The following is a 19,751-nucleotide window of genomic DNA, read 5'->3' on the forward strand; positions in this document are numbered from 1 at the left end:
AGGATTTTGACTTGTGAAAATTATTGAAATAGAAATTTACGCGATTCACTTGCCACTTTATGAACCCTTTGTTATCAGCTACGCTACTTATGATTACATGCCTTCAATCATTGTGAAGATTACAACGGACACGGGCGTCATCGGCTACGGAGAAGGGGTTGCAGATGAACATGTAACAGGAGAAAGTTGGGAAAGTACTTTTGCAATCTTGAAAAATACAATTGCTCCAAAGCTGATAGGTGAAAATCCGGTGAATATAGAACGCATCCATGAATTGATGGATTCTGAAATTTACGGTGTGCCAACAGCCAAAGCTGCAATCGATATTGCATGTTATGATGCAGCAGGAAAAGCCTTGGGCGTCCCTGTGTATGATCTTCTTGGAGGAAGATATCATGAGAAGTTTCCGATTACGCATGTGTTAAGCATCGCCTCTCCTGAAGCAATGGCGAAAGAAGCCGAAGAGCGTGTAGCTGCTGGATATCGTTCGATGAAAATGAAAGTTGGCACAAAAGTTGCAGATGATGTATTGCGAATCCAGGCAGTACGAGAGCGTGTAGGTGACGAAATTGCGATACGTGTCGATGTGAACCAAGGTTGGGAAACGAGCGCCAATACACTGCAGGGACTTCAAAAGCTTGAACACTGTTCGCTTGATTGGTTAGAACAGCCTGTACGCGCTGACGATATCGATGGCATGGTGGAAGTGAAATCTAAATCAACTGTTCCGATGATGATAGATGAGGGGTTGCGGGGCATGCGAGATATGAGGGAAATCATTGCAAAGCGTGCTGCTGACAAAGTGAATATCAAGTTGATGAAATGCGGCGGTATTTATCCCGCTACAAAGCTTGCCCATATGGCAGAAATGGCGGGTATCGAGTGTCAGATTGGTTCGATGGTTGAATCCTCAATCGGATCAGCTGCCGGCTTCCATACTGCTTTTTCGAAAAAGATTATCACGAGTGTCGAATTAACTGGACCGCTTAAATTCAGTAAGGATGTTGGAGATTTACACTATGATGTACCTTTTATTTACTTGAATGGTAAGCCTGGATTAGGGATTGAAGTGGATGAACAAGTGCTGAAAGAACTTACTGTATTCTCTGAGAAGGTCATCGGATGAAACAACAGTATTTCCTGAAAAATGGATCTGAAATTATTATCGAGCAGTTAACAGCGAATCAGCTAGAGGATATCCTAATTCTTCAGCAAAAAGTGATTGAATCATTATCGACTAATTCTTTTTTACAACCATTGACGGAGCAGGAGTTTAACTATATTTTAAGCGGCAAAGGGCTAATGGTGGGTGCATTTTATAAAGAACAACTGATTGCATTCCGGGCATTGCTTGAGCCTGAAGTGGATGAGGAGCATCTGGGTAAAGATGCAGGCTTGCCTGAGGGTGAATGGCCGCTTGTATTATATTCGGAAATCTCGAATGTGGATCCGGACTTCCAAGGGAATGGTCTACAAGTGTTATTGGGGAAACTTCTATTGAAGGAAGTAGACCAACAACGTTTCCGCTACATTTGTACAACCGTTGCTCCGTTTAACATTGCAAGTTTAAAAGACAAATTTGCACACGGTATGCAAATGGTAGCTTTAAAAGTGAAATACGGCGACTTACTTAGATATGTAATGATGAAAGACTTAACAAGCCCCTTAAAAGAATATGATGCCTTGGAATGTCACTATGTTTTGATGGGAAATACTGAAGAACAACAGCGCTATTTTAAAGATGGCTGGATCGGTATTGGAATTGACAAGACAGCTGACCAGTGGGTAGTCCGCTTTGAGCGATAATATGAATAGAGTAAAAGCATCCGGCAAAGTAAAGTCCTATTTCACTTAACTGTGTGAAATAGGACTTTTCGGTGGAGAAAGTTATTAATTATGACTGGTATTGATGTCGTTTGTGAATAAAAGTACCTATTAAGTAGTTTATTATATCTTACAACTATACGCCTATATTTTATTGAGATATACTAATGAAGGGTTTAAAAGTAGGAGGGACATCATGAAATTCACAGTGGGGAAAAAAATATGGAGCGGATTCTTAGCAGTGCTTCTTTTAATGGTAATTATCGGAGCAGCTAGTTTTTGGTCGCTTTCTAAAATGAATGATGAGTATCGACATATGTTGGAGGATCAAATAGCAAAGACGGTATTGCTTGAAAAAATATCATCTACGCAGTATAAGAGCTCAAATGATGTACGGGGCTTTTTATTGTTTAAGGAAGTTTCATATCTGAAGAATCGGGCGATGTTGAGTGAAGACTTTGATAGTCAATGGGGAAGATTAGAAAAAATGTCACGAACGGATTCAGAACGGATATTGCTAGAGGAATTAAAAGAGGCACGTACAAGTTATATGGAAAGCACTGATATGGCTATAAGTGAATTTGATAATGGCGACCAAGAAAAAGCATTAAATATTGCATCTGATGCCACTATTTTTCAAGCGTTAATCATGGAGAAAATTGAAGAACTGATTGTGTTCCAAGGCGAGCAAACGGATCAGGCAGATCAAGGAATTCAAAATTTAATGAAAGATACACGTGTGTTAACGTCTGGATTGATCGCTATTGCCGTTCTTGTGAGCATCGCGGTTGCCCTTGTGATTAGTCGTAGCATCGCACGCCCAGTTGGAAAAATGACAACAGCGCTAACTGAAATTGCAGATGGCAATCTTGCGATAGAACCGGTAACTATTCGTAATAAGGATGAGATTGGCGATATGGCCACTGCACTGAATAGTATGGCTGGTGATCTGCGTGGTATTATCAAGCGAGCGAATGATTCCGCTGTTCAACTCGCAGTACAGGCGGAAGAGTTATCCGCAAGCTCAGAAGAAAGTCTTGCAGCTTCTGAAATGGTTGCAGAAATTTCGGAACGTAATCTTGCAGGAAGTGAATCTCAAGTAATAATTGTCAATGAAACAGTCATCGCTTTGAAAGAAATGGTAACGGGTATCGATAGGATTACGGAAGATAATGAAGCAATGCTGCTTTCATCAGAGGATGTCGCACGTTTGGTTGAAGAGGGTGCATCACTTATGGAGGATGTTACCGGCCAAATGACTATTATTAATACAACAATTGGTCAGTCAGCAACAATAATGACGGATATGGCTAGTCGCTCTGAAGAAATTCGGAAAGTAACATCTCTGATCACCGATATCTCTGATCAGACCAATTTGTTGGCGCTTAATGCAGCAATAGAGGCGGCCCGCGCTGGAGAACACGGTAAAGGTTTTGCGGTTGTAGCGGAAGAAGTGCGCCATCTCGCCGAGCAGTCGAAACAGTCTGCGGGAGAGATTGGACAGATGATTGACGCAATGATTGGTAACGTAGGCCAAGCAGTTTCCAGTACAGAAGATGGCAATCGCCGTGTTGAAGAAGGGCTTGCGGTGACAGAGCGCACACGAGCCGTGTTCAATAAGATTGAACAAGCGGCGGGAGACGTTGGTGAAAAAGTTGCTACTGTTTCTGCGGCAATTGAACAAATCCGGACGATGACAGATGAAGTGTCGGATCGGTCGTCAAAAGTGCAAGAATTGGCTATGCAATCTTCTGAAGAAGCACAGTCAACGAGTGCAGCAACAGAAGAGCAGCTAGCTGCGAATGAAGAGATTTCTTCAAGTTCACAATTACTTGCCGAGTTATCAGAACAACTTCAAAAGGATATGGGACAATTTAAAGTTGAATAAGCTAGAAGGAAAACAAGCTGATTGCCAAGTGCAATCAGCTTGTTTTACGCGTTATGCTATTTTACATGGAGACAAGATACTTGTGCATGTTATCCGCTACACTGGATTCAACTTGTCCTAATTGTTCTTTCTCAATTTTATTTAATGGGTGTGGGTTGAACCAGTTGATAACCCCTTCATGATAGATTCCCTGAAAATCATTACCTTTATAGTTCAATGAAAATGAAAAACGCTCATTAACTTGGTTCTGGAATAACGCTTTTGTAATCTGAAATTGTTTTAACATAATTATAGCCTCCGTTTTTTTAGTTTGTTCTTTAAAAAGTCTTAATACGATTTTGCTGAGAAAGTGTATTTGCTTTTGAGTTGATCACCAAGCTTGTTAAATGAAGTTGTGCATTTTTGCATTTGCTTTGATTCTAGCATTTTGTAATTGTCGTATTTCATGTTTGCTTAATGGGTTTGGGTTAAACCAGTTGGTGACTGCATTTTGGGAGAGCCAAGAAAGATCTTTCCCTTGGAAATTTAAAGATACCCATTCATGAATTCGTTTTTGAAGTTTAGTTAACATAGTGGTGGCCTCCATTTTTTAGTTTATAGAACGGTTTTTACTGCTTGGTTATTTCGCGGCAAGCTTGACGTTATGCGTTCAACCTGCTCTGCTTATATAGAATAACGTTTCTAAATTACAGGGAGATGTGACGAAGATGAGAGTTTGATGAGAAAGCACCTTTTTAATTTAAAGTTGAACAAAGCTTTATAAAAAAACATGGCCATTCTATCGGTGACGGTGTACTCAAGTTGTCGTAATTGCTTAGTATTAAGTTCATTTAATGTCTGTGGAATAAATCGGTTGCTAACACCTTTGTGATAGAGCCCTTGAAAAACGCTCATTTAGCGTTCAACCTGTCCTACTAATTAGAATAACGATTCTTTGTTAAAGGACAATGTGACGAAGATGAGAGTTTGATGAGAAACAGGGGTTTGTTCATTTTCAAAAGGAAATCATCGTCTAGTTAATTTGAGGAAAGGATTTTCTTTAATAACGCTTCGACGCACTTGGGATGCTTTCCGCCATAAGCCTGACTGCCTCGCTATCAACCGAACAGCAAAGGGTTCGGTTGATATAATTTTCGTGCACTTTACAGAAATTAAACAAGTGAATACCAGGTTAGAATTCTAAAGTGCGTTGGTAAATACTTCTACTTGGAGAGACTCCAGCTGCCCCTTGTAAGGTGTCGCCGCTCAGTTTCTGGACTGTGTTCATTCCTGCTTTGAATCATTTTGTAATATTAAGAATATGGATTGCGCTGACCCAGCAACAGTGATAGTATGGAATACTGTTCAAAATTTCTGAACTTCATAACTATAGAAATCATAGGACGCAAATACGTAAAATGGAGGACCTGTATGATGCAGAAACATCCTGATTTCGAATTTGAAATGGAACGCCTCGAGTACACAAAACAGTACATGCAAAAACTTTTGGAAGAATCACTTCGTGACGTAAAATCCTCTCAAGACCAGATTCGTCAGTCAATGGCCGATTTAGATTATTTGGACTCCAGTTTAAGCTACATCAATATTTTGACCAACGCCCGTTTTTTTGAAATGGCCCGCTCTCAAAAAGAGGGGTTGGAAGCCATTCAGCAAAAACCCTATTTCGCCCGCATTCATTTCCAAAAGGAAGATGAGGCGGATGAGCTGCTCTATATCGGTAAGACCTCATTATTTCACCGTGAAACACAGGAGCCAATCATTGTGGACTGGCGTTCTCCTGTCGCGAATGTTTATTACGACGGAAGGCTTGGCAATCTCTCCTATAAAGTGCGTGATGAAGAGTTCGAAGGCCATCTGTATTCAAAACGGCAATATAGGATTGAAAACGGAGACCTTCTTGATATCCGTGACGTCGACCTTACGACCAATGATGAACTTCTTCAGGAAGCGCTCGCTGGTAAGGCAGATACGAGACTGACTGAAATTGTGTCAACCATTCAAGCTGAACAAAATGCGATCATTCGTGCAAATTTGAAACAACCTATTATTGTACAAGGGGCCGCTGGGAGTGGAAAGACGACGATTGCTCTTCACCGTATTTCCTATTTCCTCTACACAATGGGAGAAAACTTCCCCTCTGATAAACTGATGATTTTAGCACCAAGTAAATTGTTCATGGACTATATTGCTGATGTATTGCCAGAACTTGGGGTGGGTCGTATCTGCCAGACGACCTATACTGAATATGTCTTAAGTGCAACAGGATTGAAAATGAAACTGACCGATCCAGACGCTAAGTTGGAACAACTGACAGAATCAGATATGCTGAATTCCAATTTGCTTTTTGTAACACGCGTGAAGGGCTCCCTTCAATATAGAGAGATTATGCGTAGCTATGTAAGTAAACTAGAACTAGATATGGCACAGTTATTTGATGATGTCCATATTGAAAAGTACAGGATTATAAAAGCATCCCGTTTGAAACAGCTATTTCTGAAAGAGTTTTCATATATGCCAGTCGAAAAAAGACTAGATAGAATTAAAATTATCATTCAAAGCGACGTCAAGCGGAAACGAAAACAACTGATGGATATGCTAAGGGAAAAATACGATGCCGCACTTGATAAAGCATTATATGGTATAAAAGATGATGAAAAAAGGAAACTGAAGCTGACAAGAATTTTGGAGGAACGAGACGAGAGGTTACCTGCGATTGAAAAGGAAGGTAAAACGGCGGCATCCGTTTACATGCGCAAATTCAAAAAGTACAATGTAAAGAAACTCTATCGAGACTGGTTAACAAACAGCGAATTGCAAAACGAGCTTGCTGAAGAATGGTCCGAGCATGAAAGGGATGCATTTTTTAAGGCCCATGAGAAAGAAGCCTGGGAAGTCGAGGATTTAGCCGCCCTTTATTACTTGCATGCCTTACTGAAAGGTGTTGCGGATAACTGGAAGATGAGAGTGGTCTTCATTGATGAAGTACAGGATTACAGCGAGTTTCAGCTCGCTTCATTACAAGATGGGCTCGAGACGGATATGTTTACGATGGTCGGAGATTTGGCGCAGGGAATCCATAGCTATAGATCGTTAACTTCATGGGAACCAATAAGGGCGCTATTCCCGCGAGCGACATATACGACGCTTCAAAAAAGCTACCGAACGACGATTGAAATAATGAATCTGGCAAATAAGGTATTGGCCCAAATGGATGAGGACTTACCGCTAGTAGAACCGGTCGTCCGTCATGGGAGAGAACCGGAATTCTATGAAATGCATGCTTTTGATGCCGCTAAAATGGGAGCGATTTATAAGGGGATCATCGATCGCGGACATAAATCGGTTGCGCTTATCTGCAAAACACGGAAGGATGCGAAGAAGATTCATGCCTATTTGGAGGAGTTCGGTCTGTCTGTCCAATTACTCGGAGATCAATCGGGAATCAGTGAACACGGTTTATTGATTGTGCCTAGTCATTTAGCGAAAGGATTGGAATTCGATGCGGTCATTGTCACGGCATTCGACGAGCCGTTCCGCGATCATCCAATCGACCGAAAGTTGCTCTACGTAGCAATGACAAGACCAATGCATGAACTGCATATTGTAGGGGAGACAGTGGAATTGCCTAGGTGACAGTCACCACTACAAATCGAAAACTATTCTGAATTATTTTTATGGGAGGTTTGCAATGTTAGTTTTTAAACAGTTTTTAGAGATTCCCGAAGATAAAATCATTACTGGGATTTTACAATTACATGAAGTTATTTTCAAAGATTCCAAAACATTAGTGGAGAAAATAAAGGGAAAACCAAAAGTTATAATTAATGTAGCTTTAGATCAATCAACAGTGGTCGGTTATAAAATAGGTTACGAGCTTGACTCAAATACGTATTATAGTTGGTACGGAGCGGTTCATGAAGAATATAGAGGTAGAGGAATCGCATCGATGCTAATGGAGCAGCAGCATCATTTAGTAGGAGAATTGGGCTATCAAATTGTTCAAACAAAGACACGAAATATGTGGCGAAGTATGCTCATCCTTAACATTAAAAATGGTTTTGACATAGTGGAAACATTCAAGGATGATGAAGGAATTCATAGAATTGTGTTGGAGAAAAAATTGGCTATAAAATAAGTGATTGCCAACGGACCATCAAACGAGCGGTAACAGAAATATGAAATCGATGGACGGGATTCGATTGATGAATTCAGTTTCGCTTACTTTACAAAGCTCAGATGCCTGCAACATAACAGATAGGGTAACTACTTCAATTACATAGACTCCAACAAAAAAACAGCCAAATAAGAAAATGGCTGTTTTTTGTTTCAAGTTCAATTAGTTATACTTTAATTGTTTTACCACCATTTAAATTGATCATTCTGTAACAGTTGGCAAGCGGCTTCCGGTCCGGTTGAACCGGCCGGGTAAGGATATAAAGGCAATGTATTCTCTTGAAACGCTTCTAATATTGGTTGAATCCATTTCCAAGATAATTCAACTTCTTTCCAATTGGCAAAAAATGTTGCATTACCGCGTATTGCATCAAACAGAAGAAGTTCATAAGCTTCTGGCTGATCCTCCGACCTGGTGAAGAAATTGATGAAAGCAGGCTCAAACTGTTTATTAGAAGGATTTTTCATATTCACTCTTAAAGAAATACCTTCATTCGGGCTGATTTCGACTATCAATAAGTTTGGAATTATCCCGTCAGTTGGGGGGACGTCTGTTTCTTTTACCTTATTCTTAAACTCGATGACAATCTTGGTGGATTTCGTACCTATCCGTTTTCCAGTACGTATATAAAAGGGAATTCCGCTCCAAGTTGGGTTATCAATATATAACCGAGCTGCGAAATAAGTATCATTCATTGAGGAAGCATCAACCCCAGGCTCCTCTGTATAACCAACGACTGGAGTATCAAAGATTTCCCCTGAATCATATTGACCGCGCACAACGTCTCGTGCTATATCTTCTTTATGGATAGGTCGAAGAGCTTCCATGATGCTAACTTTCTGTTCCCGAATTTCTTCGGCTGTATTTTTTTCTGGAAGATGCAATGCTGTCATCATTACTAATTGAAGAAGGTGATTCTGCACCATATCCCGAATTGAGCCTGCTTGATCGTAATAATCGGCACGTGCTTCTACTCCTACCGTTTCACATGCTGTAATTTGTACATTAGCAATTCGTTTATGATCTAATAAGGATTTAAATACGGGATTTGCAAATTCAATAGTTTCAAGATTTTGGACCATAGGTTTTCCGAGATAGTGGTCGATTCTATAAATTTCCTCATCACTGAAAGCGTTGTTCAAACTCGTGTTCAATTGGCGTGCCGACTTTAGGTCGCTTCCAAACGGTTTCTCGACAATAAGTCGTTTCCAACCTTTCGATTGACTTATTCCGCTTGTATTAAGACCTGCTGTAATTACATCAACCAGATTTGGTGCAACCGATAAATAGAAGAAACGATTTTCCGGTAAGCTTAATTCTATTTCTCTATTACGAATAAGTTCATGCAGGTTTTGATAGGAATCATTTTTTGTCGCATCAAATGTACAGTAACGAAATTTAGTTAAAAAATCATCCAATCCAGTAGTTTGAAGAGGTCTTCTACAATATACTTTGAGTGCGCGTTCGACTTTTGATTGAAAATCTTCATGTGAAAAATAGCTTCTTCCTAAACCAATTATAGAGAGGGAATTCGGCAATTTTCCATCGAGATACAAATTATATAAAGCTGGAAATAATTTACGTTGTGCTAAGTCTCCAGTCGCTCCAAATAAAACAAAGGTCATGTCTTCCAATGACCATTCTGTTTGGAAATCCTTTACCTGATTTTTTACATTTAATTCATCTGAGGGTATGTCGATAGCCATTTTCCGTTTCCTCCAATATAAAAAATAATTTCTTTTTATAGATCTGAGTTGATTTCATAATTCCTATCCCTTTAGTATCAAGGGTTTCAATTCAATAAAAATGAGGCACCTCCCCAAATCCGGTATAATGGTAGCGACTAAACAACCTAACCGAGTGGAGTGAATGCCTCATGACTATTATAAAACAAATTAGCCTGTTTGACATCCAACAATTATTCGAAATGGAAAGTTCGTACCGTTTTGAAGCGATTTTTTCCACTTTCGATGTGCAACCAATCTTTCATCTGTTTTCTAAAAAGACGCTGCGTGGTGCTCCGCGTGAATGTAATTATGGTGCGATGATTCAATCATTGATAATTCGTATTGTAGAACGTATCCCAACCGTAAAGGATTTAATAAAACGGTTAGTCAACGATCCTTTATTCCGTCTAGATTGCGGGTTTCTTGTCTCAGATTCTGTACCTTCAGAGGCATCTTATTCACGTATGATCGGTGTAATTAGTCAGTCTGATGTGCTTGATAACATGCAGGATGAACTGATTCAAATGGTCTTTTTAGAAGGCTTTCTTTGCGATGAACACCTTGCCTTTGATGCCACGCATTTCGAAGCACGTGACGCTTCAAAACCTTCTGAGAAAAAAGAGGCTAAGCCGCCGAAGAAACGTGGACGTAAAGCAAAAGAAGAACAGGCAGCTTGGCTCGCTGAACAAGCAGAAATCGAAGCGAATTTAACAACCTACGAAAAGAAATTGGAAGCCCAGTTGTCGATTTCAGCTGAAACACTTTGGCAGGACATACCGATTGAGCCGAAGTGGGGCATCAAGAAAAATAGTGACGGGAAAAATATGTTCTGGTACGGCTTTAAGGGACATCTGGCTGTTTCATCGAAAAGCCAGTATATTGTAGGGCGCCTTATGTCGTCGGGTAATTTATCTGACAGTAAAGCGGCCATTCCACTGCTAAAAAAGGTAGCTACCCTTTTGCCAAAACATTTTACGACAGCGCTATTCGATGCGGGTTATGATTATGAATCGATCTATAAACAAGCACTAGCGCAAACGATGCGTGTCGTGATTCCATACAATGTTCGAAATGAAGGCGAATATATAGGATTCGATGAACACTTTCGCCCAACTTGTGTACGTGAGCATAGCTACTGTTACGACAGCTTCGATGAAAAATACCATACATTAAAATTTACCCGCCCGAAAGAATGCATAACATGTCCATTGAGAGAGGATTCACTCTGTCAAAAGGTGTTCAAAATCAAATGTGAAGCGGATATTCGAAAATACACGTATCCAGCACGTGGCTCAGAATTATGGAAGAAACTTTATAAAGAACGTACCGCAGTAGAACGCGTCAACGCCTATTTAAAAGAATACTTTCAATTGAACAACGTCCGTCACCGAACAGGTAAAAAAGCAAAACTGCACTTCAACCTTGTGACGTTTATTTATAATGCCTGCAAATTGGCTGTCGATCGAATGGATGCCTTATTACAAACAAAAAGTAAAGCGGCTTAATTTTTAAAAGCATAAATTTTGATACGGGAGAAGTCTAAGCTCTTGAAAAAGATGATTTATGAAATTGATTCATCTGAATGACAATTGCAACTATTTTAAGTATATCATTAATCGGAGCATCGTTCTAAGGCAATAAATGAAATGAAAAATGGTTTTATTAGGACTCTTGATTGAATTGTTGGATAATTAAAGTAATTTTACTAGACTGCTGACTAAAAAACATGCGAGGATAGCTTTATAGATGAACAATAAAAGATAAAGGATGGGTTGATAAAATGAAAATGTATGACGTGACGGGAACTATTCATGAAGGTATGACTGTTTATAAAAACAAACCTGAAAAACAACCAAAATTGAATCGGGTAACGAATGGATATGTAACTGAAACTCGCCTGGAGATTGATGTGCATACAGGGACACATATCGATGCACCCCTTCACATGGTCGTGGACGGCGATACGTTTGAAACAATCTCAATGGAAAACCTTGTGGGACAGTGTAAAGTGCTAGATTTAACAGATGTAGAAAATGGAATTTCAAAAGTAGATTTGGAGAAATTCGACGTTGAAAAGGGTGATTTTGTTTTATTTAAAACCAAAAATTCTTTTGAGGAAGAATTTAATTTTGACTTTATTTACCTTGCACAAGACGGAGCGGAATATCTGTCCCAGATAGGTGTTCGTGGTGTGGGGATAGATACACTTGGAATTGAAAGAAGTCAAGAAGGGCACCCAACCCATAAAAGTTTGTTTGCAAACGAAATCATCATTATTGAAGGACTTCGTTTAAAGGAAATTGAACAAGGGGAATATTTTATGGTAGCTGCACCCCTAAAGTTAACGGGAACTGATGCTTCGCCGGCAAGAGTATTGTTGTTTGAAGGCCTAAGATAATACTCATTAATTAATTTATGAACAAACCAAGGAGCCCTCTGACTTCAGTCATGGGAGAAATTAGGTTTTTTTATTGTATTAATGCTTTAATACCCTATAAGAATATTAAATGAAAAATTTGGGGCTCTCCAATAAAACACTGCCAGTCTTATCGCGATGCTCACCACCGAAAAGGCGCCTACGCTGGTTCATCCCGGGTATAGTGATGGCATCTTATTCATCCATTTAAAGTAGACAATTTAATCTACAGAACACAAAGATCAAGAAGCGTTTCAAAATAGTGAATTGAAACATAGGAACGGGTATGATGTAGCATCATTTGCAGGTATTTATGGTTTGCAAAAACAAGTTACAAGAGCTCTATTTTCGGTCAGTCTCAAATGAATCAGGACAAAAATATTGATTGGAAAATGCGAGACTTTGTTCACCATCGAACGGAGTCTCGCATTTTTATATTCTGCTGGTTTAAAAACGGAAGATTTTCAGTGGCTTTCTTATATAATAGCTTCTTTTTTTCTATTGTATAGGGAGGACGGCTCGTATATAATAAAGTTACTATCCAGAACTTTCGGATAATTCTAGTGATTTGTGTGCGGAAACTTAAACTAATAAGGGGGAACAACAGTGAAAAAAGGAATGCGCTTCTTATCATTAGGACTACTGTTGGCAAGTGTAAGCATGCTATTGTTTGCTTGCGGAACAGCGAAGGATTCCGGTACATCGAATAACTCCGGCTCGTCCGAAGGCACAGATAACAAAAAAACAAAGCTAATTGTAGGTACGGATGCAACATATGCACCTATGGAGTTTATGGATGAGAAAGGCGAAATCGTAGGGATTGATATTGATATTGTGAAAGCGGTTGCAGAAGCGGCAGGATTCGAGGTTGAATTTAAAAACTATGGTTGGGAGCCTTTATTCCCGGCTCTAGATGGCGGAGAAGTTGATTTCGCCGTTTCATCGATTACAATCACAAAGGAACGTCAAGAATCATTCGATTTCTCAGATCCATATTTTATTGCAAATCAACTGATTCTTGTACCGGAGGATTCAACAGTTACCAAGTTCGAAGATTTGAAAGATAAAAGAGTCTCTGTTCAAATCAATACAACAGGTCATACTGTGACAAAGAAACTTTTAGGGAAAACGAGTTCCAAAATCGTAGCACCAGAATCGATGCCACTGGCAATTAGCGAAATGATCAATGGCAATGCTGATGCAGCAGTAGGGGATAATGCAGTCATTATCGATTACAAAGCGAACAACCCAAATGTAAAAGTGAAGACAGTAGAAGATGACAGCTTCGAAAAAGAGTATTATGGACTGATGGTCAAAAAAGGAAATACAGAAATTCTTGATATGTTGAATGAAGGTATTAAGCTAATAAAAGAAAACGGGAAATTGAAGGAAATCACAGGATTTGATGTTAAGTAATCGTTTTTTATTGTAAAACGGTTCCACAACACCAAATCAGCAAATGGGAGTGATTAAATTGGATTTCCTGGATATACGATTAGATATGATTTGGGATTATCGTGAATTATTCATTCGCGGAATGGGGGTCACTTTAGCACTCACCGCTGCCGGCTACTTAGGGGGCTTTGTATTAGGTTTGTTCGTTGGTATGGGCAAACTATCCAAAAAAAAGTGGATTTACTATCCCTCTAAGTATTATGTCGACTTCTTTCGTGGGACGCCATTATTAGTTCAAATATTATTGATTCACTCAGCGCTTATCCCAGGGATCTTTGGTCATTCTTTAGGTTATTTTGTATCTGGTACATTGGCGCTAGTTTTAAATAGTGCTGCATATAATGCGGAAATTATCCGTGCAGGTATTCAGTCGATTGAAAAAGGGCAAATGGAAGCGGCAAGATCCCTCGGAATGACGCAAAATATTGCGATGAAAAACATTATTCTGCCGCAGGCTTTTAGAAGGATGGTTCCACCGCTTGGAAATGAACTGATTGCGTTGCTAAAAGATTCATCTTTGGTAACGATCATCGCTGCAAATGATTTATTGTATGCTGGGAAAGTAGTTGCAGGTGCTAGTTTTAGATTTTGGGAGCCCTATCTTACGGTTGCCATTCTTTACTTATGCCTAACTTATGTTTTCGGAAAAATTATTTCGTATGTGGAAAATCGGTTCAGTAATAGTTATGTTCCCACACAGAGAAAGAAAATGTTCTCAACTCGGAGTTAGGTAGGAAGGTGATCAAATGATTAAAGTGGAAGGTCTCTATAAATCTTTTGGAGAGTTAAAGGTTTTAAAAGGAATTGATTATGAAGTAAAAGAAAAAGAAGTCATTTGCGTTATCGGCCCAAGTGGTTCCGGGAAGAGTACATTTTTACGGTGCATAAATCTGTTGGAAGATATTACGGCTGGTAACGTCTTTATTGATGGTATCAAAGTAAACGATCCAAAAACGGATATCAATGAAATTCGGAAAGATGTAGGAATGGTGTTTCAGCAGTTTAACCTGTTTCCGCATATGAAAGTAATCGATAATATAACAATTTCTCCACGGAAAATCCGTAAAATGGATCCTGCAGACGCAGAACAACTAGCTCACCAATTACTGAAAAAGGTAGGACTGGCTGATAAGGCGAATGCATATCCCGAACAGTTATCGGGCGGCCAAATGCAGCGAGTTGCGATTGCAAGGGCTTTGGCAATGCAGCCCAAAGTCATGTTATTTGATGAACCGACTTCTGCACTTGATCCGGAAATGGTGAAAGAAGTGTTGGATGTTATGAAACAGCTCGCCATTGAAGGGATGACGATGGTCGTTGTGACACATGAAATGGGCTTCGCAAGAGAGATGGGAGATCGTGTGCTATTCATGGACCAAGGGATTCTGGTTGAAGAGGGAACACCCGAACAGGTATTTAATGAACCTAAACATGAACGAACAAAGGTGTTTTTAAGTAAAGTGCTATAGTCGAGGTTGATTTTTCCAACAAGCACCAAGGAAAGCAGACGAGCGACTATGTTCGCTATACTGCTTTCCTTTTTATGAAGGAAATAATCATTAATCCTCTAGATATGATAAAGTGAATATATATGAGGAGGTTTTTATTATAAAACAGTGGACGACGGAAATAGAGATTAATGCGCCAATTGAACAAGTGTGGAAACTTTTTGATGGACCTTTAGAAAATATGCAAAAGATTATGCCGCAAGTCGTAGAGAATACACCTATAACAATAAAAGATGGAATGGTTGGAAGTGTGTATTTACAAAAATATAAAGAAGGTAAGCGAGTTATGGAATATCAAGTAGAAACGTTAGAATATAACAATTCGCCGAATGAAAAAAAGTTGAAGGTCGGTTTTACACTTGCTAATATGTTTGATATTACGGCGTGTTACAAGTTGGTCAAGCTCAATGATCATAAAACTTCTTTAAAGTATACAACGACGAATCGACCATTAAAATGGTTTATGAAATTATTTTTACTGTTTTCCACCGACAAAGTTGTTGTGGAATTTGTACAACGAGTAAAAAAAGTAGCTGAATCGGAAAACTGAAATGTTGGGTATGACCTATTACAAAATATAGTTCAAGTAGACTAACATAATTCCGAGATCAGCTAGGATATGACTAATTATTGGTGCGCTGATTGAATTTAATTTGTATCTAAAGAAGCCCCACATGAGGCCTGCTATAAATACTGGAATAACAGCGATGATATTAAAAGGTAATGCAAAAATTGAATAGAGAGAAACTAAATGATATAGACTATAAAAAAATGATGTAATCATAATCGTTTGAGTCACACCCACTCGTTCTATAAGGCGCTTATACATAAATTCTCTCCAATATAATTCTTCCAAAACCGGGTTAATGAAGATGAGGATAATAATTAACCAGAAAAGCATACTTCCTGTGAAATTCCACTCTATTAAAACTTGTTTCAGTGAGTTAAGATCAAAAATGAAATTATGTAGCAGTGCAACTGCACCGTAAATAGTCCCTAAACAAAAAATCCCACTAATAAGCCCAACTATAAACGACTGGATATTGAGGTGCTTTTTACGGTCCAATCGTAGACTTTTATTTCTTATGTATAATAATAACGGAACAAATAAAAGCCAACCATAGAATAGGATGAAAGTAATTGGGACACTTTTGAACACTATTAAACCTAAATAGATCATAATCGTAGGGCCTATTAATAAGGTCGTGAGTTTTGTCATAAATCCTCCATGTGTTCTTATTCGTTATAAACAGCCCTCGCTTTCGGATTGCAACGACTGTCAGATTCATTATCAAAAAATTGAATCGACTTTCATTATATCGTAACATGAATTGACAGATTTATTGTGACAAACTGATAGTTATTTCTGTAGGAAATATCGATTACTCGAAATAATTGCTAAGTACTATTTTTATGTTTAACCATCAAATTATGTTTTCCCCCCAAAAAAAGTAACCACCCGAAACGGTGGTTACTTTTTTTGAAATCCTAATATACGAAGACGGCCGTTAACCTTGCACGAATCTCTCTTATCTTTTTGTATTTAACGGTTTGATGTTCGCTTCAATTGCCGCCCGTTTACCTTCCAAAAATGGCGGCAATGCGAGTGATTCGCCTAGTGTTTCAAGTGGCTCGTCTGTCGCGAATCCAGGGCCGTCTGTTGCAAGTTCAAATAAGATACCATTCGGCTCGCGGAAATATAAAGAACGGAAATAGAATCGTTCCACAAACCCGGAGTTTGGCAAGCGTGTACTGTTAATTTTATCAATCCATGCATGCAGTTCCTCTTCGTCATCTACGCGGAAAGCTACGTGGTGAACGCCGCCTACGCCTTGGACTTCCGTAGGTAAATCATTGCGGGGCTCGACAAACACTTCAGCACCTGACCCGCCATCTCCGACTTCCATGACGATGATGTCAGCTTGTCCTTCGACAAGAGCGGGGACTCGGTTCTTCTCCGTAAATCCTAAAATCTGAAGTGCAGCAAGTGTGGGTTCAGGTGTGCGGACAGTTAGTCTGACAGGGCCTAGTCCAGTAATCCCGAATTCAACTGGAACCGGACTCTTATCCCATGGATTTCCAGTTGCAGCGACTGAATTTTTTTCATCGGATACAAGTGTCAATTGCTGACCTTCTGCATCTTCAAAGAAAATCACATTGCGACCGGCAAACTCTGTAATCGGTGCATGTTTAACGTTGAATTCAGTAAAACGTTCAATCCAATACTTTAGCGCATTGTCACTTGCTACACGAAGCGACGAATTGGAAATGCTGCTGACGCCTGCTCTTTTTGGTCCTGCATTAGGAAAGTCGAAGAATGTCAGTTCAGTTCCCGGATTTCCTCTTTCATCACCGTAAAATAAATGATAAGCAGTTGTATCGTCCTGATTTACTGTTTTCTTAACAAGTCTCATACCAAGTACCTCAGTGTAAAACTTAAAGTTATTCGCCGCACTTCCAGTCATCGCAGTTAGATGGTGAATGCCTTTTACGTTCATATTGATCAATCCCCTCATATTGGTAAGTAGTTAAATGATTATCTTGAATTCAAGGTAATATTACAAGGCATCTTAAACTTTGTCAAGGGATGCGGCTAGCAGTCCAGCGGGAAGGTGAACCTACTTTTACGTAAAGTGACTACTACCGAGCGATAAGAAAGCAAATGAAAAAGAGATTGTTGCAAATATTTCAGTACTCTTTTGGAAGCAGAAACGTTTCGATCGCCTCGTATTTCGGAGACCTCTCTGGGTGTATAGTAAAGAGGGAAAACGAATAGACTTGTACTTCAATCGGCTTGAAGTCTTCTTTTTGAATCGAGAGCTTGTCCGCCGTCTTCCGTTTTTTTGCGATGGTAACGTGGGGAGTGAATCGGTCTGAGATAGGCATATCCAGTTGTTTGGCAACAGTACTTTCAACTTCCTTCTGCAAGGCTGACAATTTTGGAGATTGCCCAACTGATAAATAGACGACTCGGGGACCCGAAGAAGGCCCAAAATAAGATAGTCCATCCATATATATTGAAAATGAAGAATGGGCAGCTGCAACTTCTGCAAGACTCTTCTTGAGAGTATGTAAATATTGTTCTCCCACGGCACCTACATAAAACAATGTTACATGTAAATCCTCTGTATGCGGAATAACTTTATAGGTTGCATCTAGCTCGTATTTCTTCTTGAAATCCTCGACTTGATCTTTGAAAGTCGAGGGGACCTTAATCCCAATAAAATAATGCTGTTGCATTACTGATCCTCCCTTATGAGTCAAATAACTTATTCTCCATTATTGTAGCCTGAAATCACAGGTTCAAGTCAAATCCAGCTCTTCTATTTGAACTACTTTCCATCATAAATATTTTTGTGATTAGATAGCTTAATTTCGAAGAAGTTGATATAATCAATATTATTAGAAAATGCTTTCCGTAATGGATATGATGAAGGGATATCATGTAAGCTGTCTAATTATGCTTATCTTGATATTCCTTTTTAATAAACAAATTAACGGAAATGGTCAAAAACCGGTCTAAAATTAGGAATAAGGAGATGCACACATCATGACTAACCATACAATTACAGTCACATTGAGCGAATCGAAAAAACAAAAACCATTAACCGAACAATTAGAGTTCGGGAGGATTTTTACAGATCATATGTTTGTTGCTGACTATTGCGAAGGACAAGGTTGGACGGATCATCGAATCGTCCCTTATGCGCCTCTTGAAATGGATCCGGCGGCAACTATTTTTCACTATGGCCAGACAATATTTGAAGGACTAAAAGCGTATGTAGGCAAAGATGGACAAGTTCTCCTATTTAGGCCGGAAGAAAATATGCGCCGCATGAACAAATCGAGTGATCGGCTTTGTATGCCGCTATTTGATGAGGAAATTGCACTTGAAGCCTTAAATAAACTTATTCTAGTCGATAAAGATTGGATTCCCGCGACAGAAGGGACATCCCTTTACATAAGACCATTCATGGTTGCAACTGAGCCATATCTCGGCGTTGCACCATCTAAAAAGTATAAATTTATTATTATTCTCTCGCCGGTTGGATCATATTATAAAGAAGGAATCCACCCTGTTAAAATTCTCGTCGAAAATGAATATGTGCGTGCAGTGACAGGTGGAACAGGTACAGCGAAAACTGCTGGGAATTACGCATCAGGTTTAAGAGCTCAGGAAATTGCAAGTAGGAAAGGGTATTCACAAGTTCTCTGGCTTGATGGGGTAGAACGAAAGTATATAGAAGAAGTCGGAAGCATGAACGTCTTCTTCAAAATTAACGGTGAGGTCATTACACCTGTTTTAAATGGCAGTATTTTGGAAGGAATTACGAGGAAGTCAATCCTTCAATTACTGAGACATTGGGACATTCCGGTTGTTGAACGTAAAATATCTATGGAAGAACTTCGTTCGGCACACCAGGCAGGTACTTTAGAGGAAGCTTTCGGAACAGGAACTGCGGCAGTTGTTTCGCCAATTGGAGAGCTTAATTGGGGCGATGACATAATGGTCGTTAATAATAATGAGACTGGCGAATTGTCTAAGAAACTTTATGAGACATTAACAGGTATTCAAACCGGTAAAGTGGAAGATCCATTCGGTTGGGTAGTTGAAGTCACTGACGCGGTAAAAGTATAACGGTTCTTTCTATACTGTATGAAGAAAAGGGTAGCCCTTCCAAGGTGCTATCCTTTTTCTATAGATAAGAAAGTATAGGGTTTTGAACCTGGAGCAGTGTCTAGCTCCAGCGCTTTTCTT

General features: G+C 39.4%; 19 protein-coding genes. 12 read left to right on the forward strand and 7 right to left on the reverse strand.

The window, feature by feature from the left end; translation table 11 throughout:
• Positions 1–13 precede the first annotated feature (13 nt).
• The 3 genes from MKZ11_RS10800 (at position 14) to MKZ11_RS10810 (ending at position 3,712) form a co-directional block, all read left to right on the forward strand.
• Complete coding sequence (locus MKZ11_RS10800; RefSeq protein WP_340794451.1) at positions 14–1,126, forward strand: mandelate racemase/muconate lactonizing enzyme family protein; 1,113 nt, start codon at positions 14–16, stop codon at positions 1,124–1,126.
• The gene (locus MKZ11_RS10805; protein WP_340794452.1) at positions 1,123–1,806 is read left to right on the forward strand and encodes a GNAT family N-acetyltransferase; all 684 of its coding nucleotides are present in this window, start codon (positions 1,123–1,125) and stop codon (positions 1,804–1,806) included. The genes MKZ11_RS10800 and MKZ11_RS10805 overlap by 4 nt, the downstream gene beginning before the upstream one ends.
• A 214-nt stretch (positions 1,807–2,020) precedes the next feature.
• Positions 2,021–3,712, forward strand: coding sequence for a methyl-accepting chemotaxis protein (locus MKZ11_RS10810; RefSeq protein ID WP_340794453.1), 1,692 nt, complete (start codon positions 2,021–2,023; stop codon positions 3,710–3,712).
• Between the two features lie 61 nt (positions 3,713–3,773).
• Here MKZ11_RS10810 and MKZ11_RS10815 read toward each other — a convergent pair whose 3' ends face one another.
• Both MKZ11_RS10815 and MKZ11_RS10820 read right to left on the reverse strand, forming a co-directional pair.
• Entirely contained in the window at positions 3,774–3,998 is a 225-nt protein-coding gene (locus MKZ11_RS10815; RefSeq protein ID WP_340794454.1) for a DUF5342 family protein, read from the reverse strand.
• A gap of 96 nt (positions 3,999–4,094) precedes the next feature.
• Entirely contained in the window at positions 4,095–4,283 is a 189-nt protein-coding gene (locus tag MKZ11_RS10820) for a hypothetical protein (RefSeq protein WP_340794455.1), read from the reverse strand.
• An 839-nt stretch (positions 4,284–5,122) separates the two neighbouring features.
• On the opposite strand from MKZ11_RS10820, the gene helD reads away from it, so the two are divergent.
• Both helD and MKZ11_RS10830 read left to right on the forward strand, forming a co-directional pair.
• Complete coding sequence (gene helD, locus MKZ11_RS10825; protein WP_340794456.1) at positions 5,123–7,345, forward strand: RNA polymerase recycling motor HelD; 2,223 nt, start codon at positions 5,123–5,125, stop codon at positions 7,343–7,345.
• 55 nt (positions 7,346–7,400) lie between these two features.
• Positions 7,401–7,847, forward strand: a complete 447-nt coding sequence (locus MKZ11_RS10830) for a GNAT family N-acetyltransferase (RefSeq protein WP_340794457.1) — start codon at positions 7,401–7,403, stop codon at positions 7,845–7,847.
• Positions 7,848–7,865: 18 nt separating this feature from the next.
• Here MKZ11_RS10830 and MKZ11_RS10835 read toward each other — a convergent pair whose 3' ends face one another.
• Both MKZ11_RS10835 and zwf read right to left on the reverse strand, forming a co-directional pair.
• Positions 7,866–8,042 carry a hypothetical protein gene (locus MKZ11_RS10835; protein WP_340794458.1) on the reverse strand — a complete coding sequence of 59 codons (177 nt, stop codon included), beginning with the start codon at positions 8,040–8,042 and terminating at the stop codon, positions 7,866–7,868.
• 26 nt (positions 8,043–8,068) lie between these two features.
• Positions 8,069–9,520 carry a glucose-6-phosphate dehydrogenase gene (zwf, locus tag MKZ11_RS10840; RefSeq protein WP_340796970.1) on the reverse strand — a complete coding sequence of 484 codons (1,452 nt, stop codon included), beginning with the start codon at positions 9,518–9,520 and terminating at the stop codon, positions 8,069–8,071.
• Between the two features lie 242 nt (positions 9,521–9,762).
• Between zwf and MKZ11_RS10845 the strand changes: the two genes are divergently transcribed.
• The 6 genes from MKZ11_RS10845 to MKZ11_RS10875 all read left to right on the forward strand — a co-directional run bounded on the left by MKZ11_RS10845 (position 9,763) and on the right by MKZ11_RS10875 (position 15,542).
• On the forward strand, positions 9,763–11,118 hold the full coding sequence (locus MKZ11_RS10845; RefSeq protein WP_340794459.1) for a transposase: 1,356 nt from the start codon (positions 9,763–9,765) through the stop codon (positions 11,116–11,118).
• 275 nt (positions 11,119–11,393) lie between these two features.
• Positions 11,394–12,011, forward strand: a complete 618-nt coding sequence (locus MKZ11_RS10850; RefSeq protein ID WP_340794460.1) for a cyclase family protein — start codon at positions 11,394–11,396, stop codon at positions 12,009–12,011.
• Between the two features lie 636 nt (positions 12,012–12,647).
• The gene (locus MKZ11_RS10860; protein ID WP_445327046.1) at positions 12,648–13,445 is read left to right on the forward strand and encodes a basic amino acid ABC transporter substrate-binding protein; all 798 of its coding nucleotides are present in this window, start codon (positions 12,648–12,650) and stop codon (positions 13,443–13,445) included.
• Positions 13,446–13,503: 58 nt separating this feature from the next.
• Positions 13,504–14,214 (forward strand): amino acid ABC transporter permease, encoded by a 711-nt coding sequence (locus MKZ11_RS10865; RefSeq protein WP_340796971.1) that lies wholly within the window; start codon positions 13,504–13,506, stop codon positions 14,212–14,214.
• Between the two features lie 16 nt (positions 14,215–14,230).
• Complete coding sequence (locus MKZ11_RS10870) at positions 14,231–14,953, forward strand: amino acid ABC transporter ATP-binding protein (RefSeq protein ID WP_340794462.1); 723 nt, start codon at positions 14,231–14,233, stop codon at positions 14,951–14,953.
• Positions 14,954–15,065: 112 nt separating this feature from the next.
• Entirely contained in the window at positions 15,066–15,542 is a 477-nt protein-coding gene (locus MKZ11_RS10875; RefSeq protein ID WP_340794463.1) for an SRPBCC family protein, read from the forward strand.
• Positions 15,543–15,560: 18 nt separating this feature from the next.
• On the opposite strand, the gene MKZ11_RS10880 is transcribed toward MKZ11_RS10875, so the two are convergent.
• The 3 genes from MKZ11_RS10880 to thpR form a co-directional block, all read right to left on the reverse strand.
• Complete coding sequence (locus MKZ11_RS10880) at positions 15,561–16,211, reverse strand: CPBP family intramembrane glutamic endopeptidase (protein ID WP_340794464.1); 651 nt, start codon at positions 16,209–16,211, stop codon at positions 15,561–15,563.
• A gap of 310 nt (positions 16,212–16,521) precedes the next feature.
• Positions 16,522–17,490: a ring-cleaving dioxygenase gene (locus MKZ11_RS10885; protein WP_340794465.1), complete on the reverse strand. Its 969-nt coding sequence runs from the start codon at positions 17,488–17,490 to the stop codon at positions 16,522–16,524.
• Positions 17,491–17,680: 190 nt separating this feature from the next.
• Complete coding sequence (thpR, locus tag MKZ11_RS10890) at positions 17,681–18,232, reverse strand: RNA 2',3'-cyclic phosphodiesterase (protein ID WP_340794466.1); 552 nt, start codon at positions 18,230–18,232, stop codon at positions 17,681–17,683.
• Positions 18,233–18,542: 310 nt separating this feature from the next.
• On the opposite strand from thpR, the gene MKZ11_RS10895 reads away from it, so the two are divergent.
• On the forward strand, positions 18,543–19,631 hold the full coding sequence (locus MKZ11_RS10895) for a branched-chain amino acid aminotransferase (RefSeq protein ID WP_340794467.1): 1,089 nt from the start codon (positions 18,543–18,545) through the stop codon (positions 19,629–19,631).
• Positions 19,632–19,751 lie beyond the last annotated feature (120 nt).

This window comes from Sporosarcina sp. FSL K6-1508, assembly GCF_038007465.1.
Classification (GTDB): Bacteria; Bacillota; Bacilli; order Bacillales_A; family Planococcaceae; genus Sporosarcina; species Sporosarcina psychrophila_B.

Coding starts and splice junctions, on each gene's coding strand:
- MKZ11_RS10805 (WP_340794452.1), top strand. CDS start 1,123: ATGAAACAACAGTATTTCCTGAAAAATGGATCTGAAATTATTATCGAG.
- MKZ11_RS10810 (WP_340794453.1), top strand. CDS start 2,021: ATGAAATTCACAGTGGGGAAAAAAATATGGAGCGGATTCTTAGCAGTG.
- MKZ11_RS10815 (WP_340794454.1), bottom strand. CDS start 3,998: ATGTTAAAACAATTTCAGATTACAAAAGCGTTATTCCAGAACCAAGTT.
- MKZ11_RS10820 (WP_340794455.1), bottom strand. CDS start 4,283: ATGTTAACTAAACTTCAAAAACGAATTCATGAATGGGTATCTTTAAAT.
- helD (WP_340794456.1), top strand. CDS start 5,123: ATGATGCAGAAACATCCTGATTTCGAATTTGAAATGGAACGCCTCGAG.
- MKZ11_RS10830 (WP_340794457.1), top strand. CDS start 7,401: ATGTTAGTTTTTAAACAGTTTTTAGAGATTCCCGAAGATAAAATCATT.
- MKZ11_RS10845 (WP_340794459.1), top strand. CDS start 9,763: ATGACTATTATAAAACAAATTAGCCTGTTTGACATCCAACAATTATTC.
- MKZ11_RS10850 (WP_340794460.1), top strand. CDS start 11,394: ATGAAAATGTATGACGTGACGGGAACTATTCATGAAGGTATGACTGTT.
- MKZ11_RS10860 (WP_445327046.1), top strand. CDS start 12,648: ATGCGCTTCTTATCATTAGGACTACTGTTGGCAAGTGTAAGCATGCTA.
- MKZ11_RS10870 (WP_340794462.1), top strand. CDS start 14,231: ATGATTAAAGTGGAAGGTCTCTATAAATCTTTTGGAGAGTTAAAGGTT.
- MKZ11_RS10880 (WP_340794464.1), bottom strand. CDS start 16,211: ATGACAAAACTCACGACCTTATTAATAGGCCCTACGATTATGATCTAT.
- MKZ11_RS10885 (WP_340794465.1), bottom strand. CDS start 17,490: ATGAACGTAAAAGGCATTCACCATCTAACTGCGATGACTGGAAGTGCG.
- thpR (WP_340794466.1), bottom strand. CDS start 18,232: ATGCAACAGCATTATTTTATTGGGATTAAGGTCCCCTCGACTTTCAAA.
- MKZ11_RS10895 (WP_340794467.1), top strand. CDS start 18,543: ATGACTAACCATACAATTACAGTCACATTGAGCGAATCGAAAAAACAA.